General features: G+C 74.0%; 16 protein-coding genes and 1 pseudogene. 13 read left to right on the plus strand and 4 right to left on the minus strand.

Annotated features, from left to right (window positions below):
• The first annotated feature begins 225 nt into the window (after positions 1-225).
• Both CG719_RS07810 and CG719_RS07815 read left to right on the plus strand, forming a co-directional pair.
• Complete coding sequence (locus tag CG719_RS07810) at positions 226-792, plus strand: helix-turn-helix domain-containing protein (protein ID WP_100567780.1); 567 nt, start codon at positions 226-228, stop codon at positions 790-792.
• Positions 792-1,511: a helical backbone metal receptor gene (locus tag CG719_RS07815; RefSeq protein WP_100567781.1), complete on the plus strand. Its 720-nt coding sequence runs from the start codon at positions 792-794 to the stop codon at positions 1,509-1,511. Before CG719_RS07810 ends, CG719_RS07815 begins: the two co-directional genes overlap by 1 nt.
• Here CG719_RS07815 and CG719_RS07820 read toward each other — a convergent pair.
• A complete protein-coding gene (locus tag CG719_RS07820) occupies positions 1,423-2,595 on the minus strand; it encodes a TDT family transporter (protein WP_100567782.1) in 1,173 nt (390 codons plus the stop codon). The two genes, CG719_RS07815 and CG719_RS07820, sit on opposite strands and share 89 nt — an antisense overlap.
• Before the next feature lie 70 nt (positions 2,596-2,665).
• Here CG719_RS07820 and CG719_RS07825 point away from each other — a divergent pair, with 70 nt between their 5' ends.
• Positions 2,666-3,625, plus strand: a complete 960-nt coding sequence (locus CG719_RS07825) for a LysR family transcriptional regulator (RefSeq protein WP_234375483.1) — start codon at positions 2,666-2,668, stop codon at positions 3,623-3,625.
• A 116-nt stretch (positions 3,626-3,741) separates the two neighbouring features.
• Here the strand turns inward: CG719_RS07825 and CG719_RS07830 are convergent, their stop codons facing one another.
• Positions 3,742-4,944, minus strand: a complete 1,203-nt coding sequence (locus CG719_RS07830) for an amino acid deaminase/aldolase (RefSeq protein ID WP_100567783.1) — start codon at positions 4,942-4,944, stop codon at positions 3,742-3,744.
• Between the two features lie 1,382 nt (positions 4,945-6,326).
• Here CG719_RS07830 and CG719_RS07835 point away from each other — a divergent pair.
• Both CG719_RS07835 and mycP read left to right on the plus strand, forming a co-directional pair.
• Positions 6,327-7,157, plus strand: coding sequence for a hypothetical protein (locus CG719_RS07835; protein WP_234375484.1), 831 nt, complete (start codon positions 6,327-6,329; stop codon positions 7,155-7,157).
• On the plus strand, positions 7,154-8,365 hold the full coding sequence (gene mycP / locus CG719_RS07840; protein ID WP_100567784.1) for a type VII secretion-associated serine protease mycosin: 1,212 nt from the start codon (positions 7,154-7,156) through the stop codon (positions 8,363-8,365). The genes CG719_RS07835 and mycP overlap by 4 nt, the downstream gene beginning before the upstream one ends.
• 29 nt (positions 8,366-8,394) lie before the next feature.
• On the opposite strand, the gene CG719_RS07845 is transcribed toward mycP, so the two are convergent.
• Positions 8,395-9,096: a hypothetical protein gene (locus CG719_RS07845; protein ID WP_100567785.1), complete on the minus strand. Its 702-nt coding sequence runs from the start codon at positions 9,094-9,096 to the stop codon at positions 8,395-8,397.
• Between the two features lie 168 nt (positions 9,097-9,264).
• Here CG719_RS07845 and CG719_RS07850 point away from each other — a divergent pair, with 168 nt between their 5' ends.
• Entirely contained in the window at positions 9,265-10,017 is a 753-nt protein-coding gene (locus tag CG719_RS07850) for an SseB family protein (protein WP_100567786.1), read from the plus strand.
• A 47-nt stretch (positions 10,018-10,064) separates the two neighbouring features.
• Here the strand turns inward: CG719_RS07850 and CG719_RS07855 are convergent, their stop codons facing one another.
• Positions 10,065-10,433 (minus strand): DUF1844 domain-containing protein, encoded by a 369-nt coding sequence (locus tag CG719_RS07855; RefSeq protein WP_100567787.1) that lies wholly within the window; start codon positions 10,431-10,433, stop codon positions 10,065-10,067.
• 379 nt (positions 10,434-10,812) lie between these two features.
• On the opposite strand from CG719_RS07855, the pseudogene infC reads away from it, so the two are divergent.
• The 7 genes and pseudogenes from infC to pheT all read left to right on the plus strand — a co-directional run bounded on the left by infC (position 10,813) and on the right by pheT (position 18,346).
• Positions 10,813-11,530 (plus strand): annotated as a pseudogene (gene infC / locus CG719_RS07860) (translation initiation factor IF-3).
• A gap of 108 nt (positions 11,531-11,638) precedes the next feature.
• A complete protein-coding gene (gene rpmI, locus CG719_RS07865) occupies positions 11,639-11,833 on the plus strand; it encodes a 50S ribosomal protein L35 (protein WP_007829094.1) in 195 nt (64 codons plus the stop codon).
• Positions 11,834-11,947: 114 nt separating this feature from the next.
• Positions 11,948-12,331, plus strand: a complete 384-nt coding sequence (gene rplT, locus CG719_RS07870) for a 50S ribosomal protein L20 (RefSeq protein ID WP_004002577.1) — start codon at positions 11,948-11,950, stop codon at positions 12,329-12,331.
• Between the two features lie 162 nt (positions 12,332-12,493).
• Positions 12,494-13,357 carry a TrmH family RNA methyltransferase gene (locus CG719_RS07875; protein ID WP_100567789.1) on the plus strand — a complete coding sequence of 288 codons (864 nt, stop codon included), beginning with the start codon at positions 12,494-12,496 and terminating at the stop codon, positions 13,355-13,357.
• A gap of 50 nt (positions 13,358-13,407) precedes the next feature.
• Positions 13,408-14,553: a sensor histidine kinase gene (locus CG719_RS07880; RefSeq protein ID WP_100567790.1), complete on the plus strand. Its 1,146-nt coding sequence runs from the start codon at positions 13,408-13,410 to the stop codon at positions 14,551-14,553.
• Between the two features lie 158 nt (positions 14,554-14,711).
• On the plus strand, positions 14,712-15,833 hold the full coding sequence (gene pheS, locus CG719_RS07885; RefSeq protein ID WP_100567791.1) for a phenylalanine--tRNA ligase subunit alpha: 1,122 nt from the start codon (positions 14,712-14,714) through the stop codon (positions 15,831-15,833).
• Entirely contained in the window at positions 15,833-18,346 is a 2,514-nt protein-coding gene (pheT, locus tag CG719_RS07890) for a phenylalanine--tRNA ligase subunit beta (RefSeq protein WP_100567792.1), read from the plus strand. Before pheS ends, pheT begins: the two co-directional genes overlap by 1 nt.
• Positions 18,347-18,611: the final 265 nt, after the last annotated feature.

Consider the following 18,611-nt stretch of genomic DNA (forward strand, 5'->3'; position numbering starts at 1 on the left):
CCCCGCACGCTTGTCCACAGGAGGATTCCGGCCAACCGTGCGGAGCCACCCCCACGCACCCCGGACCCGCGCGATCCTTACAGGCATGTGACGGGCGACAGGAAACTGTTTGCCGGACATGCGTAGGGTGCAGAGAACTCATCAGAAGGAGTGCGCCCGGAACCGGGCCCGCGGGCAGCGGCCCCACGAACAGCGGACCGACGAGCGAAGGAGGGAGCCGGAGCGATGGGCGACAACAAAGAGCGGCCCCTCCGGGTGGGCGCGGCCGTCCGGCGGCGCCGCCGCGCGCTGGGGCTCACCCTCGCCGTGGTCGCCGACCGCAGCGGTCTGTCGGTCCCCTTCCTGAGCCAGATCGAGAACGACCGGGCCCGGCCAAGCCAGACCTCCCTTGAGAAGGTCGCCGACGCCCTGCGCACCACCGCCGTGGAACTGCTCGCGGCGGCCGACCCGGCGTGCAGCGTGGACGTCGTACGCGCCGAGGTCACCGAGCTGGAACCCGAACCCCGGGTGCGCTCCCTGGTGCGCGGCCACCACCAGCTCCACGCCTCGGAGTTCACCGGCGACCACGACGCCGGCCGCGAATTCCAGCACCGCAACGACGAGTTGATGTACGTCGCCGACGGAGCGGTGGAGATCGAGGCGGAGGGCCGGGCCTACCGGCTGGTGCGCGGCGACACGATGTACCTCACCGGCGGGGTCCGCCACCGCTGGCGGGCGACCGTGCCCGACACCCGGGTGATCGTGGTCGCGGTCGCCGAGCACATCGAGGCGGTACAGGACCGGTCGCGCTGATGCGGGTCGTCTCGCTGGTCCCCTCGCTCACCGAGGCGGTGGCCGTGTCCCTGCCCGGCGTGCTCGTCGGCGCCACCGACTGGTGCACGCATCCGGCGGACCTCGACGTCGCCCGGGTCGGCGGCACCAAGAACCCCAAGGTGGACCGGATCGCCGCCCTCGCCCCCGACCTCGTGATCGCCAACGAGGAGGAGAACCGCAAGCCCGACCTCGACGCCCTGCGCGCGGCGGGCCTGGACGTCCTGGTGACCGAGATCAGGGACCTGCCGCAGGCCTTCTGCGAACTGGCCCGGGTGCTACGCGCGTGCGGCGGGACCGCCCGCCCCCGGTGGCTGGACGAGGCCGAGGCCGCCTGGGCTTCGCCGCCCGTGCCACCGCGCCGTACGACGGCCGTCGTACCGATCTGGCGGCGGCCCTGGATGGTGCTGGGCCGGGACACCTTCGCGGGTGACGTCCTGGCCCGCCTGGGCGTCGACCACCTCCACGCCGGGCACGCCGAACGCTATCCGCGCGTCCCGCTGGAGGAGTTGCGCGCGGCGGCCCCGGACGTCGTCGTCCTGCCGGACGAGCCGTACCGGTTCACCGCCGACGACGGTCCCGAGGCCTTCCCCGGACTGCCCTGCGCACTGGTCAGCGGGCGGCACCTGACGTGGTACGGGCCGTCGCTGGCGCGGGCTCCGCGGGTACTGGGCGAGGCGCTGCGAGCAGCGCGCCGCTGACCAGCCCGCGGGCGGTGTGCACGCCCGCGGCGGCCCAGGCCGTCACCAGGACGGCGTACAGGGCGACCGCGAGGCCGCTGTAGGCGGCGAGGTGGGTGTGCCGGGCGAGGGCCGCGGCGCCGGTCACGCAGGTGCCCACCGGGAAGGTGAACGACCACCAGGTCATCGCGAAGCCCATGCCCTGGCGGGCGGCGCGCACCACCTGGGCGGCGGCGAGGGCGAACCACATCAGCGCGAACCCCATCACCGGGACGCCGTACAGGACGGCGAGCACGCCGAAGCCGCCGGCGTACGGGGCCGGCACGACACCGGGGGCCATGTCCGCGAACGCGCCGACGGCGGTCGTGGACTGCCCGAGCGGGCCGAGGACCAGGAACAGTGTCGGGGTCAGCGCGAGCGGCAGCGGGCCCGCCGTGACCAGCCGGCCGAAGATCACCGGCAGGACGATCAGGGTGGCGAGCAGGCTGAGCCCGAACATCGCCACACACGCCAGGAGCAGGGTCGCCCGCGCCTGCCCGGCCGGCAGGTGCGGCACGAGGGCGGGCCCCAGGGCGGCGGACACCATGGGCGCGACCAGCGGCAGCAGCCACACGGGCGTCGCCTGGTGCGGCTCGATCCGGTGGTGCACGACCATCAGGTACGGCACGGCGACGGCGGCCGTGAGCCCGACGGCCGTACCGGCGGTGAACAGCACGGTGTCCAGGGCCACCGCGGCGGGAACGCCGATCCAGTCCCGCCCGACGGACAGGGCGCCGCCGCCGACCGCCAGCAGCGCCATGGACAGACAGCCGTAGAACGGCGCGGCCGCCGCGTCCAGCAGATGGGCGCGGGCCTGGTCGCGGTGGTGGATCCAGTGCAGGGAGCGCGCGGTCAGCAGGACCATGAGCCACACGAGCGAGAGGGCCCACACAGCGGCGCACACCGTTCGCAGTCCGGGGATGTGCGGCGGCAGCGCGGCGCCCGCCGTGCCGACGGCGGCGGTGCCCATGACGGAGGCGTACCAGTTGGGGCCCAGATGACGGACGGCGGGAACACGGGGCCGGGGTGCGGCCTGCCGGGGCAGGGAGTGGGCTGCGGTGACCATGACTCAAGGTTTTCCCGGTCCATACGCTCCCACCAGGGGGTTTGTGTCTATCACGACATAAGCTGGCTTTATGAGGAGCACCGAGAGCACCCAGAGGGGCGAGGCGAACGGAGGGGCCGGCGCGGGCCGGCGGCCGGGGACCTCGCTGGCGCACCGGGTGCCCGACCTGGGCGCGCTGGAACTGCTGCTGGCGGTGGCGCGGCTGGGGAGCCTCGGCGGGGCGGCGCGGGAGCTGGGCATCACCCAGCCGGCGGCGAGCAGCCGGATCCGCTCCATGGAGCGGCAGCTCGGCGTGGCGCTGGTGGACCGCTCGCCGCGCGGATCGCGGCTGACGGACGCCGGGGCCCTGGTCACCGACTGGGCGCGGCGCGTCGTGGAGGCGGCGGAGGCCTTCGACGCGGGCGCGCAGGCGCTGCGGGACCGGCGGGACTCGCGGCTGCGGGTGGCGGCGAGCATGACGATCGCGGAGTACCTGCTGCCGGGCTGGCTGATCGCGCTGCGCGCCCGGCGGCCGGACACCGCGGTGTCCCTGCTCGCCGGGAACTCGGCGGTGGTGGCGGAGCGGCTGCTGGGGGGCGGGGCGGACCTCGGCTTCGTGGAGGGAGTGTCGGTGCCGTCCGGTCTCGACTCCGTCGTGATCGGCCACGACCGCCTGCTCGTGGTGACCGCCCCGGCCCACCCGTGGGCCCGGCGGCGGCGCCCGCTGTCCGCGGAGGAGCTGGCCACCACGCCGCTGATCCTGCGCGAGAAGGGCTCCGGCACCCGGCAGGTTCTGGACGCGGCGCTCGGCGGCCTGGCCCGCCCGCTGATCGAGCTGTCCTCCACGACGGCGGTGAAGGCGTCCGCGGTCAGCGGAGCGGGCCCGGCGGTGCTCAGCGAACTCGCGGTGGGCGAGGAACTGTCCCTGCGCCGCCTCGTCCCCGTCCCCGTCGACGGCGTGACCCTCGAACGCGACCTGCGAGCAGTCTGGCCCACCGGCCACCGGCCGGCGGGCCCGGCCCGCGAGCTGCTGTCCTTGACGCGGACGTGAGGTGAGCCCGTCCCACCCGGAACGCCGGCCGGACGGCACGGTCCGGACCGGCCACCGGCGTGCCCGGGCAACCGCCCACGGGCGCGGGTCGACGCCGCCGCCCCTTGAGGCCCGGGCTACAGGAAGGTGTGCCCCTCGCCCCGGTACGTCGGCACGGCAGCCGTCACACGATCGCCCTCGACGAGGTGCAGCGTGTCGAACCGTTCGCACAACTCGCCCGCCTTGGCGTGCCGGAACCACACCTTGTCGCCGATCAGCAGGTCGTCGGCGGGGGAGCCGAGCAGCGGCGTCTGCACCTCGCCCGCTCCCTCCTGAGGGTCGTAGCGCAGCCCCTCGGGCAGGTACGGCACCGGGAGCCGGTCCGCGCCGGGCGCGCCGGAGGCCGGGTAGCCGCCGCCCAGGACCGTGACGACCCCGACCCCCGGGCGCCGGACGACGGGCAGGGCGAACAGCGCCGCCGGACGGCCCCGGAACGACGTGTAGTTGTCGAAGAGCCGCGGGACGTACAGCCCGGAGCCCGCGGCGATCTCGGTCACCGCGTCCTCCGCCGCCGTGTGCTGCACACTGCCGGTGCCGCCGCCGTTCACGAACTCCAGGTCCGGCGCCACGGCCCGGACCGCCCGCACCACGGCGGCACGCCGCTCGGCGAGTTCCCCGCGTGCCGCGGCCTGCATCAGCCGGATCGCGCGCGAGCGCAGTGGCCGTCCCGCGACCGCGTCGCCCACGCCCGCCACATGGCCCTCGTAGGCCATGATCCCCGCGAGCGCGAACCCCGGGCGGCGGGCCACCGCACGGGCCATGTCGGCGACCTGGGCGGGGGAGTGCAGCGGGGAGCGGCGCGCGCCGACCCGTACGCGCCCGCCGAGCAGCCGCAGTGAGGTGTCCAACTCCAGGCAGACCCGCACGACTTCGCCTCCGCCCCCGCGCGCGGCGTCGATCAGGTCCAGTTGCGCGGGGTCGTCCACCGTCACCGTGACGGCGCGGGCGAGTTGGGGGTCGGCGGCGAGTTCGGCGTAGGCGGCGCGGTCGGCGGACGGGTAGGCGAGCAGCACGTCGTCGAAGCCGGAGCGGGCCAGCCACAGGGACTCGGCGAGCGTGAACGACATGATGCCCGCGAAGCCGTCCTTCGCCAGGGCGCGTTCGAGCAGGGCCCGGCAGCGCACGGACTTGCTGGCGACCCGGACCGGCTTGCCGCCGGCCCGGCGGACGAGGTCCTCCGCGTTGGCGTCGAAGGCGTCCAGGTCCACGATCGCGACAGGGGCGTCGAGTTGGGCGGCGGCCCGGTCGTAACGGGCCCGGTCGGCGGCGCGCGGAGTCATGGACGCAGCCTGCCAGACCTGATTACCGCAGGGTAGGGGGATGTTCCGGGCAGATCCCCCTGGCCTCGCGGACTGGTTCCCGCCGGGGCCGGGGCAGCCCGTAGAGTGACGCGCACGCACGGCGGAACCAGGAAGTGATTCCGGCCGCAGCGTTGAGCCGGGATGGCGGTTCGCTCGTACGGGTATGCGTGTCCGGTGACGACGAGTCCGCGCCGGGCGGGGCGACGAGGACGACCGTGCCCGGTGAAACGGCACGGGCACGAGGAAACGGGGGGTGCATGAGCACGGAAGCGCGCCACGCCCCCGTCCCCCCACAACCCGTCGGGCCCACGGGCGGCGACGGCGACCCGGACGCGCCGGCCCCCGCCACCGACGGCCCGCCCAACGAGCCCACGCCCAACGCGGGCGCGACACGGCCGACGCTTGGCGGCGGTACGTCCGCGCAGGCGCGGGGTGCGTCGACGGGTCCCACGGCTTCGAGCCTGAACGCTCCCCCGCGCGGGGCTTCGGCGGGTTCCGGCGCTTCGGGCACGGGGGGCTCCTCTCCTGTTGCGGCAGGGGGAGGAGCGGCTGGTCCGGACACGAACGACCGGGCGGAGTACGGCACCGGCTTCCCGCCGCCTCGCACCGGCCCCGGCGCCGACGGCGCCCAGGCCGCCACCGACTCCCGCCCCCGTTTCCCGGACTTCCGTCCCCCCTCCCGCCGCAGCACCACGCCCACTGCGAAACCGCCCCCCGCGACACTGCCCCCTCCCGCCGCCTCGGCCCGCTTCCCGGACGCACCGCCCACGGTCGGCAACCAGACGCGACCGGGCACCGGGCCCAGGACGTCCGACCCCGCCGGGGGAAGCCGCGCCACCGTCCCCGGGGCGCCCGCCGACACCCGCGGCGGCGTCGCGGGTCGTTCCGCGGGCGCGTCGACGACGCCCGGGCCCGGCCCTTCGGGTGGGCGGGGCTCTGCCGACGACGCGTCAGGGAGCGCGGGCGCCGGGGCCGGGAGGGCCACCACTCGCTTCCCCGGTGAGCAGGCGATCCCCGGCCGGCGTGAAGACGGGAACATACCCCCGCGTCCAGGACATCGCCCCTCGACGGCGGCACGCGGCAGCGGCGTGCCCGTCGAGAGCGTGTCGGAGACGACCAGGCGTCTGCGCCCCGTCCCCGCCCAGCACCCGGCGCCGAGCGCACCGCCCCGCCCCACGACGCCTCCGTCCGCACGTGACCCCCGGCCGGACGCCGCCTTCGGTGCCTCGCCGCTCGGCGGGGCGGCTGGCACGAGCCGGGCGCGACCGACCGCTGCCTACCTGAGCGCCCCTGCCGCGACACCCCCGCGTGCCACGGGTACCGCTCCCGTACCCGACCCGGCGCTGTCCTGGAGCGCGGCCATGGCGCCGGCGACGGGACTCGGCATGGGGTTCGGGGAGCCGGAGGCGTACGACCGGAGGACCCGGGCGACCGGTGCGCTGATACGGCCGCGGGTCGCCGTCGCCGCCGCCTGCATGGTGCTGGGGCTCGGGCTCACCGGCGGCGCCGTGACCGGAAGCTGGCTCACCGGGGAGCCGGGGAAGCCCGGTGCGGCGGGCGGCTTCGCCACGGCGGGCGCCATGTGGCACAGCGTCCCCGTCGACCAGCTCTTCCCGCCCACCGTGGACGGTCACGGCGCCGGACCCGGCGGAGCCGCCCGCACCTGGACCCGCGTCGCCGTGGCCCCGGACAGCGGCTGCGCGGGCGCCTTCGACCCGCTGCTGCGCAAGGCCCTCGCCCCCGTCGGCTGCGCCCGGCTGCTGCGCGCCACCTACACGGACGCCACCCGGAGCTACGTCACCACCGTGGGCCTGCTCTTCACCAAGGCCGACGCCCCCGCCATGACCTCCCTCGCCGCCCGCTTCGAGAACGAGGGGCTCGCCCGGCGCACCGACCTCGTGCCGCGCCCGTACGCCGCCAAGGGCACCGTCGCCGCGGCCTTCGGCGACAAGCAGCGCGCGTCATGGACCGTCTCCGTACTGACCGAGGCCCCGGTGGTCGTCTACGCCGTCTCCGGCTGGGCCGACGGCCGCGCCGCCGGCCCCCCGGAGCCCGCCGCCGACGCGACACGGTCGGGAGCCACCACCGCCGCCGCCCAGGCAGGCCTCGGCAACGAGGCCCAGGGTCTCGCCGACCGCATCGGACGGGGCCTGCGCCAGACCGTCAAGTCCGCCACGGAGGAGCCCTCGTGACAGCCGCCGTGACGTCCGGGAACCGCAGGCCGCGCAGGACGCTCGCGGTCGGCGTCCCGAGCGTGTTCCTCGCCGCCTGCCTCGCCCTCGTGCCGTCCGCCGTCGCGCACGCCGACAGCATCCGGGCCCAGCAGTGGGGCCTCGAGGCCATGCACACCCAGGAGGCCTGGCGCACCACCCAGGGCAAGGGCATCACCGTCGCCGTCCTGGACACCGGCGTCGACGACGACCACCCCGATCTGCGCGGCAACGTCCTGCCAGGCAAGGACATGATCGGCTTCGGCGCGCGGCGCGGCGACCGGCCCTGGGCCCGCCACGGCACCGCCATGGCCGGCATCATCGCCGGTCACGGCCACGGCCCCGGCAACGCGGACGGCGTCCTCGGCATCGCCCCCGAGGCCAGGATCCTGCCCGTGCGGGTGATCCTGGAGGAGGACGACTCCGCCCGCGGCAAGGCCCGCAGCAGCCGGGGGAACGCCCTCGCCGAGGGCATCCGCTGGGCCACCGACCACGGCGCCGACGTCATCAACCTCTCCCTCGGCGACGACTCGGACTCGGCGCACCCCGAGCCCGCCGAGGACGAGGCCGTCCAGTACGCGCTGAGCAAGGGCGCCGTCGTCGTCGCCTCGGCCGGCAACGGCGGCGAGAAGGGCGACCACATCTCCTACCCGGCGGCCTACCCGGGCGTGATCGCCGCGACCGCCGTGGACCGCTACGGCACCCGCGCCTCCTTCTCCACCCGCCGCTGGTACGCGACGGTCAGCGCGCCCGGCGTCGACGTCGTCATCGCCGACCCCGACCAGCGGTACTACGAGGGCTGGGGCACGAGCGCCGCCTCCGCCTTCGTCTCCGGCGCCGTCGCCCTCGTCAAGGCCGCCCACCCCGGCCTGACCCCCGCCCAGATCAAGAAGCTCCTGGAGGACACGGCCCGCAACGCCCCCACCGGCGGCCGTGACGACTCCCGCGGCTTCGGCATGATCGACCCCGCCGCCGCCATCGAGGCCGCGGGCCGCCTCAAGCCCGAGGACCTGACCGCGGCGTCCTACGGCGAGCGCTACTTCGGCCCCGGCCCCGACTCCGCCGAGTCGTCCGCCGCCGCCTCGGGCTGGGCGGGCCCCCTCGCGGGCGGTGCCGGGGGAGTGATGCTGGTCGTGGCGATCGTCCTGTGGCGCGGCCGCCGTGAGGACGGAAGCGGCTTCCGGCTGTAGAACCCGGGTGTCCCGGCCACGGCCGGGGATCACGCCCTCCGGCCGTACGCCGACACCGCCGACCGGGCCGCCTCCTCCACCAGGGCGATGCCCTGCTCCTTCGTCGGGTTGCCGCTGGACAGGGCGGCCACCAGGTAGTCGTCGCCGCCGGCCGTCACCCGCCCGATGCTGTTGACGACCCACAGACCGGTCGCGTCACGCGGCATCCAGCCGTTCTTCAGGGCCCACCCGGAGCCGTCGGCGGCGGCCGACACACCCCAGTCCTGGCCCGGGACGATCCGCCCCATGAGCCCCTGAACGTACGTCCGCGAGGCCCCGCTCAGCTCCGAGCGGGCGCCGAACACCTGCTCCAGCAGCGCGAGCTGATCGGCGGCCGTGGTGCGGGTCAGACCCCACAGCGGACCGTCGCCGCCGCTGGTCCGCGTGAGTCCGAACCGCTTGTTCGCCGCGTTCAGGCCGCCGGCGCCGCCGATCTCCCGCCACAGCGCCGACGCCGAGTCGTTGCAGCTGCTCTCGATCATCGCGGCCGCGTACGTCCGCTCCCGCGCGGTCAGCCGCCGCCCCGTGTCCTGGGCCCGCAGCAGCAGGGCCGCCAGGATGTCGACCTTGACGATGCTCGCCGTGTCGAACACGGCGTCGCCGCACCCGGCGCTCACCCCGGAGCCGAGGTGGCGAACCGCCACCGCCACGGTCGCGCTCCCGGTCACCGACACCGACACCGACACCGACATCGGCCTCGGCACCGGCCCTCCGCCCACCGTCTCCACCGTCCGCCTCCCCGCACCCGGCCCGTCCGCCGCCGCCGACGATACGGGGCCCGAACGTCCCTCGACAGCCGTTCCGCACATGGGCCAGGGGACCCTGAGAGAGCGGCCACCGTCCCGGATAGGGTCGGCACCGTGGCGATGAAGAACATTCCCGACTCCGGCTTCTCCGACGACGACGGCTCCGCCGACCCCGGGCTCAGCACGGCGCTCACCGCCTGGGCCGCGGACCGCGCCGCCGTGGGGCCCGTCCTGGAGGCGCTCGGGAGCGCACGGCTGCTCGTGCCCGTGGTGGCCGTCCTCGGCGAGGTCGAGGAGGACGAGAACGGGCTGCGCCGGGAGAAGACCAGCGAGATGGCCGTCCCCACCCTCAAGGCCGGGCACCGCACCGCCCTGCCCGCCTTCACCTCCACCGACGCCCTGGCCCGCTGGGAGCCGGACGCCCGGCCCGTGGCCGTACGACTGCACCAGGTCCTGGAGGCCGCCGCGCACGAGAAGGCGGACACGGTGGTGCTGGACATGGCAGGCCCGGTGCCGTTCGAGCTGACCGGACCCGCCCTGCTCGCCCTCGCCGAGGGCCGTACGACGACCGACCCGCTGGCCGACCCGGCCGTCGTCACCGCGGTGCGGGAGGCCGTCGCCGCGGAGCCCGCCGTGCTGCGCGCCCACCTCGGGCGGGGGCGGGCCGACGGAACCCTGGCGCTGGTGCTCGACCCGTCCGTCCCCACCGCCCCCGCCGAGGCCGCCCGCGCCGTCGCCGAGCGGCTCGCCGCCAGCGAGACACTGAGGGCCCGCCTGGTGCGCGGCCTCGACCTGGCACTGCTGCCGGCCGGGGCGACGCCGCCCGGCGAGCCCTTGTACGTGAAGAAGCGGGGATCCGCTGCGTGACGCAGCGGTGACCGGATGAGTCAGGATCCGGGGACCGGCGGGAGCGGTCAGCCGTAGATCGGCCCGGTGTACTTCTCGCCCGGGCCCTGACCCGGCTCGTCCGGGACGACGGAGGCCTCGCGGAAGGCCAGCTGCAGCGACTTCAGGCCGTCGCGCAGCGGTGCCGCGTGGAAGGAGCTGATCTCGGTGGCGCTCGCGTCCAGCAGGCCCGCGAGCGCGCCGACCAGCTTGCGCGCCTCGTCCAGGTCCTTGTACTTGTCGCCCTCCTCGGTCAGACCGAGCTTCACGGCGGCGGCGCTCATCAGGTTGACGGCGACCGTCACGATCACCTCGACCGCCGGCACCTCCGCGATGTCGCGGGTCATGGCGTCGAAGTCGGGCTGCTCGGCGGGGCCGGAGGGGGAGGTCTCACTCATGCCCCACACGATAGGTGCAGGGCGGGGGCGTTCCGGCAGCGAGGCCCGGACAGCTTGAATTAGCCCTTCCCCATCGATCCTGCTAACCTTGTGTGACGACCGGCTGGACGTGTATGCCCAAGGTGAAAGCCAAGGCATACGGGCCCGGCCCACAAGTGGAGGCTTCGAACTCCCACCTGACCGCCCTCAGGGCGGCGGGTCACCGGTCAGACGGTCCCGTCCCAGCGGCGGTGATCCGTCCGAAGTGCGCCCCGCGGCCATCGCGGCGGTCGTTCCGGTAGTTCGAGGAGCCCCGCCTGTGATCGTCCGGGGCATTTTTCGTGCTTCGGCGCGGTTAGGTCTGTCGAACACAGAGTACGCGGCTGTCCGCCAGACCGCCGTGTGGTGCTAACCGAGGAGGATCCATCAGCGCCGAGCCCCGCATCAACGACCGGATTCGCGTTCCCGAGGTGCGACTTGTCGGTCCCAGTGGCGAGCAGGTCGGCATCGTGCCGCTCGCGAAGGCACTGGAGCTTGCGCAGGAGTACGACCTGGACCTGGTCGAGGTCGCGGCGAACGCCCGTCCGCCCGTCTGCAAGCTCATGGACTACGGGAAGTTCAAGTACGAGTCGGCCATGAAGGCCCGTGAGGCGCGCAAGAACCAGGCGCACACGGTCATCAAGGAGATGAAGCTCCGGCCGAAGATCGACCCGCACGACTACGACACCAAGAAGGGTCACGTCGTCCGGTTCCTCAAGCAGGGCGACAAGGTCAAGATCACGATCATGTTCCGTGGTCGCGAGCAGTCCCGGCCCGAGCTGGGCTACCGGCTGCTGCAGCGGCTCGCGGAGGACGTCCAGGACCTCGGCTTCGTTGAGTCGAACCCGAAGCAGGACGGCCGCAACATGATCATGGTTCTCGGTCCGCACAAGAAGAAGACCGAGGCGATGGCCGAGGCCCGCCAGGCGCAGGAGGCCCGCAAGGCCGACGCGAAGGCCAACCCGGGCCGCTCGCAGAACGCCGCGGACGCCGCGGACGCCGCGGATGCCGCGGATGCCGCGGATGCCGCGGACGTCGCGGACGCCGAGGCGCCGGCCGAGGAGCACGCCGAGGCGTGACCCCCGGGACCTCCCGGTCCCAGGACGTAACCGATACAGCGACGCTCCACCGTGCCCGGTTCTCGCGACCGGGCATCGGAGCGCCACCTACGAGGAGAGAACGGCGCTATGCCGAAGAACAAGTCGCACAGCGGTGCCAGCAAGCGCTTCAAGGTCACCGGCTCCGGCAAGGTGCTCCGTGAGCGCGCCGGCAAGCGCCACCTGCTCGAGCACAAGTCGTCCCGTCTGACGCGTCGCCTCACCGGCAACGCCGAGATGGCCCCGGGCGACGCCAAGAAGATCAAGAAGCTTCTCGGCAAGTGACACGGCGGCGCGTGATCGCCCCGCGATCCCCGCGCCCCGTACGTCAGAACCGGGACCCAATCGTTTCCGGGCCGTGTGAGGACACCCACGGCCCCGCTACAAGGAGTTAATCAAGTGGCACGCGTCAAGCGGGCAGTCAACGCCCACAAGAAGCGCCGGGCGATCCTCGAGCAGGCCTCCGGCTACCGCGGTCAGCGTTCGCGCCTGTACCGCAAGGCCAAGGAGCAGGTCACCCACTCGCTGGTCTACAACTACAACGACCGCAAGAAGCGCAAGGGCGACTTCCGTCAGCTGTGGATCCAGCGCATCAACGCCGCTGCCCGCGCCAACGGCATCACGTACAACCGCTTCATCCAGGGTCTGAAGGCCGCGAACGTCGAGGTCGACCGCAAGATCCTGGCCGAGCTGGCCGTCAACGACGCCGGCGCGTTCGCCGCGCTCGTCGAGGTCGCTCAGAAGGCCCTGCCGAGCGACGTCAACGCGCCCAAGGCAGCGTGACGCGGCGCCGGCCCGGCCGGTGCGATCCATACGGACCCGTGGGCTCTGCCTGCGGGTCCGTCGTATGTGCGCCGTGCGGTGACCGAGGCATGTCCGCACCGCCCGGGACCGCCGGCTGATCGCCGCCGCGGCGGAACGTTCCTACCGAAGGTGAAGCTCTCCATGGCCCCCGCCACCCCTGACCTGATCTCCCCCCGCTCGCCCCGCGTCTCGGCAGCGCGGCGGCTGGCCAAGCGGAACTTCCGGGGCAAGGAGCGGCTGTTCCTCGCGGAGGGGCCGCAGGCCGTTCGGGAGGCGGCGGCGCACCGGGCCGGCGACACGCCCACCCTCGTCGAACTGTTCGCCACGGTCGAGGCCGCCGAACGGTACGCCGACATCGTGGGCGAGGCCCGTGCCGCGGGAGCCCGGATCCACCTCGCCGCCGACGACGTCATCGCCGACATCTCCACCACCGTCACCCCGCAGGGACTCGTCGGCGTCTGCCGGTTCCTCGACACCCCCTTCGAGGACATCGTCGCGGCCCGCCCGAAGCTCGTCGCCGTCCTCGCCCATGTGCGCGACCCCGGAAACGCCGGCACCGTCCTGCGCTGCGCCGACGCCGCCGGAGCCGAGGCGGTCGTCCTCACGGACGCCTCCGTCGACCTCTACAACCCCAAGGCCGTCCGGGCCTCCGTCGGCTCCCTGTTCCACCTGCCCGTGGCCGTCGGCGTCCCCGTCGAGCGGGCCGTCGCCGCGCTCAGGGACGCCGGGGTGCGCATCCTCGCCGCCGACGGCGCGGGCGAGGACGACCTGGACGACGAGCTCGACCACGGCACCATGGGCGGCCCCACCGCCTGGGTGTTCGGCAACGAGGCCTGGGGCCTGCCGGAGGACACCCGCGCCCTCGCCGACGCCGTCGTACGGGTCCCGATCCACGGAAAGGCCGAGAGCCTGAACCTCGCGACCGCCGCCGCCGTATGTCTGTACGCGTCGGCCCGTGCGCAGCGCGGCTCCGGAGGATGCCGCTCCACCACCCGCAACCAGTAGGGTGACCAGCCCGGGGGCCTGCTGCACCGGCTGAGAGGTGGGGTGAGGGGATGAGTGTCGGCACCGGTCGCGCGCCCGGAGCGCGGGACGCGAGACGACCACCCGCGTCCCGGCAGGACGATCCCGCCGGCCTCGGCATCGACCCCGACGACCTGCCCGACGGACTGGTGATCGCCGACGAGCACGGGCGGATCATCTGCTTCAACGCCGCCGCCGCCCGGATCAGCGCCGTACCCGCCGATCAGGCCCTGGGGCAGCCCCTGGAGGAGGCCCTGCCCCTGGAGGACCTGGAGGGGCGCCGCTGGTGGCAGCTCACGGACCCCTACGGAGGCCTGGCCATCCGGGTGGGCCAGCCCGAGCGCAACCTCCTGCTGCACGGCGGCCGGGAGGTCCTCGTCTGCGTGAAGTACGTCCGCGCCCACCCCACCGGCCCGGTCCGCCGCGTCGTCGTCTCCCTGCGCGACACCGAGGCCCGCCGCCGCACCGAGCGCAGTCACGCCGAGCTGATCGCCACCGTCGCGCACGAGCTGCGCTCGCCGCTGACCTCCGTCAAGGGCTTCACGGCGACCCTGCTCGCCAAGTGGGAGCGGTTCACCGACGACCAGAAGCGGCTGATGCTGGAGACTGTCGACGCCGACGCCGACCGCGTCACCCGGCTCATCGCCGAACTGCTCGACATATCCCGCATCGACTCCGGCCGGCTCGAGGTGCGCCGCCAGCCCGTCGACATGGGCGCCGCCGTCGGACGGCACGTCCAGGCGTACGTCGCCGCCGGCCAGCCGGCCGACCGGTTCCTGGTGCGGATCGAGAAGCCGCTGCCCGAGCTGTGGGCCGACCCCGACAAGATCGACCAGGTGCTGAGCAACCTCGTGGAAAATGCCGTGCGGCACGGTGAGGGATCCGTCACCATCGATGTCACACCGGCGCCGTCCCCACGGGAGGGGGACGACGCGGGGAACACCGCCACGTCGGTCACGGTGAGCGACGAGGGGCCCGGCATCCCGGAGGAGTCCATGAACCGTGTCTTCACCCGCTTCTGGCGGGGCAGCAAGCGCGGCGGCACCGGTCTCGGGCTCTACATCGTCAAGGGCATCGTCGAGGCGCACGGCGGCACCATCGCGGTCGGCCGCGCCCGAGGGGGCGGCGCGGAGATCCGATTCACCTTGCCCGTGGGCACCCCGGCGCACCTGCTCTGAGCACCCGCCGAGGCCCCACGGGCGCATTCGCTTTCCCCGGCCCCGTTAGACTCGGCCTTTGGCACCTTTGTGTCCCGAGAACCGTGACGATCTGTCCGCGAGTCGGTGCGAGTCGGTGTCGGGGACCTCCAGTCAGCCAATCGGAAGCACGGGAAGAGATGTCGGCACCCAATAAGTCGTACGACCCTGTCGAGGTCGAGGCGTTGAAACCGGAAGAGATCGAGCGCATGCGGGACGAGGCGCTCGCCGCCTTCGCCGCCGCGGACTCCCTCGACGCGCTCCACGAGGCAAAGGTCGCCCACACCGGCCCCGCCTCCCCGCTCTCCCTCGCCAACCGCGAGATCGGCGCCCTGCCCCCGCACGCCAAGGCGGACGCCGGCAAGCGGGTGGGCATGGCCCGCGGCGCGGTGAACAAGGCCCTCGCCGGCCGCCAGAGCGAGCTCGAGGCGGAGCGTGACGCCCGCGTGCTGGTCGAGGAGGACGTCGACGTCACACTGCCGTACGCTCGCGTACCGGCCGGCGCCCGCCACCCGCTGACCACGCTCTCGGAGCGCATCGAGGACGTCTTCGTGGCCATGGGCTACGAGGTCGCCGAGGGACCGCAGGCCGAGGCCGAGTGGTTCAACTTCGACGCCCTGAACATCGGCCCGGACCACCCGGCCCGCGGCGAGCAGGACACCTTCTTCGTGAAGGGCCCCGACGGCGGCAGCGAGTCCGGTGTCGTCCTGCGCACCCACACCTCGCCCGTGCAGATCCGCTCCCTGCTCGAACGCGAGCTGCCGGTCTACGTGATCTGCCCCGGCCGCGTCTACCGCACCGACGAGCTGGACGCCACCCACACGCCCGTCTTCCACCAGGTCGAGCTGCTCGCCGTGGACGAGGGCCTGACCATGGCCGACCTCAAGGGCACCCTGGACCACATGGTGCAGTCCCTGTTCGGCGAGGGCATGAAGACCCGGCTGCGGCCGAACTTCTTCCCCTTCACCGAGCCGTCCGCCGAGATGGACATGGTGTGCTACGTCTGCCGCGGCGAGTCGGTGGGCAACCCCGACCGTCCCTGCCGCACCTGCTCCTCCGAGGGCTGGATCGAGCTGGGCGGCTGCGGCATGGTCAACCCCAAGGTGCTGACCGCCTGCGGCGTCGACCCGGAGAAGTACAGCGGGTTCGCCTTCGGGTTCGGCATCGAGCGGATGGCGATGTTCCGCCACAACGTCGAGGACATGCGAGACATGGTCGAAGGTGACGTCCGGTTCACCCGGCCGTTCGGGATGGAGATCTGATGCGGATCCCGCTTTCTTGGCTGCGGGAGTACGTCGACCTGCCGGCGACGGAGACCGGGCGCGACGTCCAGGCCAAGCTCATTTCGGCCGGCCTGGAGGTCGAGACAGTCGAACAGCTCGGCGCCGACCTCAAGGGGCCGCTCGTCGTCGGCCAGGTGCTGACCATCGAGGAGCTGGAGGGCTTCAAGAAGCCGATCCGCTTCTGCACCGTCGACGTCGGGCAGGCCAACGGGACCGGCGAGCCGCAGGAGATCGTCTGCGGCGCCCGCAACTTCGCCGTCGGCGACAAGGTCGTCGTGGTGCTGCCCGGCGCCACGCTGCCCGGCGGCTTCTCCATCGCCGCCCGCAAGACCTACGGCAAGACCTCGCACGGCATGATCTGCTCCAGCGACGAGCTGGGCATGGGCGACGACGGCACCAAGGGCATCATCGTGCTGCCGCCGGAGACCGAGGTCGGCAAGGACGCCATCGAGCTGCTCGAGCTGGTCGACGAGGTCCTCGACATCGCCGTCACCGCCAACCGCGGCGACTGCCTGTCCCTGCGCGGTGTCGCCCGCGAGACCGCCATCGCCTACGGCCTGCCGCTGCGCGATCCCGCCCTGCTCGACGTACCGGCGCCGAACGCGTTCGGCTACGCCGTGCGGATCGACGAGCCGCACGGCTGCGACCGCTTCACCGCGCGCACCGTCTCCGGTCTCGACCCCGAGGCGCGCTCCCCGATCTGGCTCCAGCGCCGCCTCCAGAAGGCCGGGATGCGCCCCATCTCGCTCGCCGTCGACATCACCAACTACGTGATGCTGGAACTCGGCCAGCCGCTGCACGCCTACGACCGCAAGCTGGTCCAGGGCACGATCGGCGTGCGCCGGGCCGAGGAGGGCGAGAAGTTCACGACCCTCGACGGCGCCAAGCGCACGCTGCACGCCGAGGACCTGGTCATCACCGACGAGCGCGGCCCCATCGGCCTCGCCGGTGTGATGGGCGGCGCCAACACCGAGATCGCGGATCACGCGGACACCGAGAACGCGACCACCGAGGTCGTCATCGAGGCCGCGCACTTCGACCAGGTCTCCGTCGCGCGCACCGCCCGCCGCCACAAGCTGTCCTCGGAGGCCTCCCGCCGCTTCGAGCGGGGCGTCGACCCGCAGGCCGCCTCCGCCGCGGCCCAGCGCACGGTGGACCTGCTGGTCCTGCTCGCGGGCGGCACCGCCGACGCCGGTGTCACCGAGGTCGCCGCGCCCGCGGCTCCGCGCACGATCACCGTGCCGGCCGACCACCCCGACAAGGTCGCCGGAGTCGTCTACGGCCGCGAGGCCGTCGTCCGCCGGCTCCAGCAGATCGGCTGCCAGGTGGAGGGCCAGGACGAGCTATCCGTCACCGTCCCGTCCTGGCGGCCCGACCTGACGGACCCCAACGACCTGGCCGAAGAGGTCATCCGCCTGGAGGGCTACGAGAACCTGCCCTCCACGCTGCCCCGGCTCCCCTCGGCCCGCGGCCTCACCCACCGCCAGCGGGTGCACCGCCGGGTCGGCCGCGCGCTGGCCGGCGCGGGCTACGTCGAGGCGCCGACCTACCCGTTCGTCGGCGAGCAGGTCTTCGACCAGCTCGGCCTGGAGCCCGGCGACCCCGCTCGCCGCGTGGTCCGGCTGGTCAACCCGCTCAACGACGAGGAGCCCGCGCTGCGCACCACGCTGCTGCCGGGCCTGCTCGTCGCGCTGCGCCGCAACGACGGCCGCGGCAGCCACGACCTCGCCCTCTTCGAGACCGGCCTGGTCTTCCACCCGCGCGCGGAGCAGCGGGTCGCCGCCCAGCCGCCCGTCGACCGTCGTCCCACGGACGAGGAGATCGCCGAGCTGAACGCGGCGCTGCCCGAACAGCCGCGCCATGTGGCCGTGGTCCTCGCGGGCGCCCGTGAGCAGACCGGCTGGTGGGGCAGGGGCCGCCCGGCCGACTGGGCCGACGCGGTCGAGGCCGCGCGGACCGTGGCCCGTGAGACTGGTGCCGAACTCGTCGTCCGCAAGGGCCAGTACGGCCCGTGGCACCCGGGCCGCTGCGCCGAGCTCGCGGTCGTCGTGGACGGCACCGAGCGGGTCGTGGGCCACGCGGGCGAACTGCACCCGCGCGTGGTCAAGGCGCTCGGCCTGCCCGAGCGCGCCTGCGCGATGGAGCTGAACCTGGACGTGCTGGAGCAGGCCGGCGACGACACCCCGCGGGCGCCGGGCATCTCCACGTTCCCGGTCGCCACGCAGGACGTCGCCCTCGTCGTCGACAGGCCGGTCCCGGCCGCCGACGTCGAGGCCGCGCTGCGCGAGGGTGCCGGTGAACTCCTCGAGTCCATCCGGCTGTTCGACCTCTACGAGAACGCCGAGCAGCTCGGTGAGGGCCGCAAGTCCCTCGCCTACGCGCTGCGCTTCCGCGCGCCGGACCGCACGCTGACCGTGGACGAGGCGTCCGCGGCCCGCGACGCGGCGGTGGCGCTGGCCGCTGAGCGCACGGGGGCGGAGCTGCGAAGCTAGCCGCTCACGCGTTTCAAGCGCGGGGGACTGTGAGTCCGTTGCCGGCCGCGGGTGGTCGGTGGCCGGTCGCGCAGTTCCCCGCGCCCCTTTGTGCGTCGGCCTCAGTCGGCAGGCCGGCCTTGCGCCGCTCGTGGTGATGCGGCGCCGTGCCGGGCCGCCGTGCTGTTCGAGGGGGAGCCGGCGGCCCGGACGGCCTCTTGGAGGAGGCGGTTCAGTCAACCGGCCGGGGACTTGGCGCGACAGCGCGCGTACGGCCCGGATGCGC

The organism is Streptomyces sp. CB01373 (assembly GCF_002803075.1).
Lineage (GTDB): Bacteria > Actinomycetota > Actinomycetes > Streptomycetales > Streptomycetaceae > Streptomyces.

Excerpts from the sequence above, each read along its gene's own strand:
- CG719_RS07810 (WP_100567780.1), top strand. The coding sequence starts at position 226 with ATGGGCGACAACAAAGAGCGGCCCCTCCGGGTGGGCGCGGCCGTCCGG.
- CG719_RS07815 (WP_100567781.1), top strand. The coding sequence starts at position 792 with ATGCGGGTCGTCTCGCTGGTCCCCTCGCTCACCGAGGCGGTGGCCGTG.
- CG719_RS07820 (WP_100567782.1), bottom strand. The coding sequence starts at position 2,595 with ATGGTCACCGCAGCCCACTCCCTGCCCCGGCAGGCCGCACCCCGGCCC.
- CG719_RS07825 (WP_234375483.1), top strand. The coding sequence starts at position 2,666 with ATGAGGAGCACCGAGAGCACCCAGAGGGGCGAGGCGAACGGAGGGGCC.
- CG719_RS07830 (WP_100567783.1), bottom strand. The coding sequence starts at position 4,944 with ATGACTCCGCGCGCCGCCGACCGGGCCCGTTACGACCGGGCCGCCGCC.
- CG719_RS07835 (WP_234375484.1), top strand. The coding sequence starts at position 6,327 with ATGGCGCCGGCGACGGGACTCGGCATGGGGTTCGGGGAGCCGGAGGCG.
- CG719_RS07845 (WP_100567785.1), bottom strand. The coding sequence starts at position 9,096 with ATGTCGGTGTCGGTGTCGGTGTCGGTGACCGGGAGCGCGACCGTGGCG.
- CG719_RS07855 (WP_100567787.1), bottom strand. The coding sequence starts at position 10,433 with ATGAGTGAGACCTCCCCCTCCGGCCCCGCCGAGCAGCCCGACTTCGAC.
- rpmI (WP_007829094.1), top strand. The coding sequence starts at position 11,639 with ATGCCGAAGAACAAGTCGCACAGCGGTGCCAGCAAGCGCTTCAAGGTC.
- CG719_RS07875 (WP_100567789.1), top strand. The coding sequence starts at position 12,494 with ATGGCCCCCGCCACCCCTGACCTGATCTCCCCCCGCTCGCCCCGCGTC.
- CG719_RS07880 (WP_100567790.1), top strand. The coding sequence starts at position 13,408 with ATGAGTGTCGGCACCGGTCGCGCGCCCGGAGCGCGGGACGCGAGACGA.
- pheS (WP_100567791.1), top strand. The coding sequence starts at position 14,712 with ATGTCGGCACCCAATAAGTCGTACGACCCTGTCGAGGTCGAGGCGTTG.
- pheT (WP_100567792.1), top strand. The coding sequence starts at position 15,833 with ATGCGGATCCCGCTTTCTTGGCTGCGGGAGTACGTCGACCTGCCGGCG.